The following is a 2690-nucleotide window of genomic DNA, read 5'->3' on the forward strand; positions in this document are numbered from 1 at the left end:
GTTCCAACCTCCAGGTCTCCGGGCCGACCGGGGCGATGACGGTGGTCCTCGTGCCGATCGTGGCCGACTACGGGCCCGGAGGCGTGCTCACCGTCGGTCTGATGGCGGGCGTGATCCTGGTCCTGCTGGCGCTGCTGCGGGCCGGCGGCAGCATGCGGTACGTGCCCGCGCCGGTGGTGGAGGGCTTCACACTCGGCATCGCCTGCGTGATCGGACTGCAGCAGATCCCGAACGCACTCGGGGTGCCCGCACCCGAGGGCGATCGGGTCCTGGTGGTGGCCTGGCGGGCGGCAGGGGAGTTCGTCCGCGCCCCCAACTGGACGGCGGCGGCGCTGGCACTGGCGGTGGCGGCCGTGATGCTCGTCGGGGCGCGCTGGAAGCCCACCGTCCCCTTCTCCGTCCTGGCGGTGATCGGCGCCACCGTCGTGGCGCAGATCGCCGGTCTGGACGGGGTGCGGCCGATCGGGGACCTGCCCCCCGGTCTGCCCGCTCCCTCGCTCGCCTTCGTCGACACCGCCGCCCTGGGCAGCCTGGTCGCGCCCGCCCTGGCCGTGGCCGCGCTCGCCGCCCTGGAGTCGCTGCTGTCCGCCTCCGTCGCCGACGGCATGACCGTCGGCCGGCGGCACGACCCCGACCGGGAACTGTTCGGCCAGGGCCTCGCCAACATCGTCTCCCCGATGTTCGGCGGCGTCCCCGCGACCGGCGCCATCGCCCGCACCGCCGTCAACGTCCGGACCGGCGCGACCTCCCGGCTGGCCTCGCTCACGCACGCGGCCGTCCTCGCCGCCATCGTCTTCGCGGCCGCCCCGCTGGTGTCGCGCATCCCGCTGGCCGCCCTGGCCGGCGTGCTGCTGGCGACGGCGGTCCGCATGGTCGAGGTCGGTTCGCTGCGCGCGATGACCCGTGCCACCCGCTCCGACGCGGTGATCCTGGTCCTGACGGCCGCCGCCACGCTCGTCCTCGACCTCGTCCAGGCGGTGATCATCGGTCTGGCCGCGGCCGGCGTTCTCGCGCTGGGCGCGGTCGCCCGCCAGGCCCGGCTGGCCCCGCTGCCGCTGGACCGTGGCGACCACACGGACGAGGAGCACGAACTGCTGGCCGAGCACATCGTCGCCTACCGCATCGACGGTCCCCTCTTCTTCGCCGCCGCGCACCGCTTCCTGCTGGAACTGACCGAACTCGCCGACGTACGGGTCGTCGTCCTGCGCATGTCCTACGTGAGCGTCGTCGACGCCACCGGGGCGCTGGTCCTGAAGGACGCGGTGACGAAACTGAGACGGCGCGGCATCCTCGTCCTGGCCTCCGGCATCCGCCCCGCCCACCGCCGTGCCCTCGACTCCGTGGGCGTCCTGGATCTGCTGCGGCACGAGGGCCGGGAGTACGCCACGACACCGGAGGCGATCGGCGCGGCCCGCGCCCACCTGGAACGCGACGGTGTCCTGCCGGTGGCCGCCGCGTCCCGCGCCACGGTGCCCGCGCCGGCCCGGGAGACGCCGTGACCCCGACCCCCGCCCTGAGCGCGCTGCCGCACCGCCACGTACTCACCGTGCCCACCGGCCCGGGGGCCGTACGGCTCGCCCGCGAAACCGCCGAACGGGCCCTGGCCGAGTGGGGTGTCGGTGAACGCCACCCGGCGGTGGGCCCGGCGCTGCTGATCGTGAGCGAACTGGTGGCCAACAGCGTGCGGCACGCGGCCGAGGTCTCCCCGCAGACCACGGTGGTCTACGCGGCGAGTCCCGACTGCCTGGTCCTCGCCGTGCACGACCGCCATCCCCACCGGCCCCGGCTGTTCGGGCCGGACCGCGCGGGACCGGCCGGTGCCGGGCCCGGGGGCCTCGCCACCGTGGTCGAACTGACCCACGGCCTGGGCGGCACCGCCGTGGTCCGGGGTGACGCCGACGGCGGGGGCAAGAGCATCTGGATCACGCTCCCGCTGTGAGACCGCCGGACCTGGACCGGCCACCGGACGGCAGGGATGTATGAAGTTGCTAATGTCGGAAAACGTCGAGGCGGGTGCCGACGAACGGATGAGGCGATGGACCGAGGACCGGCTGTCCGGACCGTGCTGCCGCGCCGGAAAGGGGACGGCACGATGACCACGCCGCTGTACCAGCTGAAGGCCGAGTTCTTCAAAACCCTGGGCCACCCCGCCAGGATCCGCGTCCTGGAACTGCTCAGTGAGCGTGAGCACGCGGTCGCCGAGATGCTTCCCGAGGTGGGCATCGAACCGGCCCACCTGTCCCAGCAGCTGGCGGTGCTACGACGCGCCAACCTGGTGGTCGGCCGGAAGGAGGGCTCGACGGTGTACTACTCGCTGACCAGCCCGCATGTGGCCGAGCTGCTGCGGGTCGCCCGCACCATCCTCTCCGGCGTCCTCGCCGGCCAGGCCGAACTCCTCGCTGACCTCCAGGCCGCCCAGAAGGAGACCAGACCCCAGCTGTAACGCCCCGCCCCCCGGCTCCGCCCCGGGCCCCCACCCGCACCGACCGCCGGGCCGCCCGGCTCCCTACCCACGGCTCCCGACGCGGGCCGCCCGGCCCCGCGGTGGGGTCCCCGCCGCACCGACCGCACAGGACCGGGGAAACCACCTCACCGGGCCCGTCGTGCCGGAAGGCCCCGGTCGCCCGTCCTGCTGCCGGACGGGCCGGGTACGGCGAGGAGTCCTCGCCTCACCGGCCGCGCAGAGTCCC

3 protein-coding genes are annotated in these 2690 nt (G+C 74.5%); all 3 read left to right on the top strand.

Annotated features, from left to right (window positions below; genetic code table 11):
• Nucleotides 1–1499: SulP family inorganic anion transporter (locus B9S61_RS23660; RefSeq protein ID WP_258039818.1), on the top strand; the 1499-nt coding region annotated here is incomplete at its 5' end.
• The gene (locus B9S61_RS23665) at nucleotides 1496–1939 is read left to right on the top strand and encodes an ATP-binding protein (protein WP_103544067.1); all 444 of its coding nucleotides are present in this window, start codon (nucleotides 1496–1498) and stop codon (nucleotides 1937–1939) included. The genes B9S61_RS23660 and B9S61_RS23665, both read left to right, overlap by 4 nt.
• 153 nt (nucleotides 1940–2092) lie before the next feature.
• Nucleotides 2093–2443: a metalloregulator ArsR/SmtB family transcription factor gene (locus B9S61_RS23670; protein WP_103544068.1), complete on the top strand. Its 351-nt coding sequence runs from the start codon at nucleotides 2093–2095 to the stop codon at nucleotides 2441–2443.
• The last annotated feature ends 247 nt before the right edge of the window (nucleotides 2444–2690 follow it).

The sequence above is a fragment of the Streptomyces sp. SM1 genome, assembly GCF_002910825.1.
In the GTDB taxonomy this organism is placed as follows: Bacteria; Actinomycetota; Actinomycetes; order Streptomycetales; family Streptomycetaceae; genus Streptomyces; species Streptomyces okerensis.

Coding starts and splice junctions, on each gene's coding strand:
- B9S61_RS23670 (WP_103544068.1), top strand. CDS start 2,093: ATGACCACGCCGCTGTACCAGCTGAAGGCCGAGTTCTTCAAAACCCTG.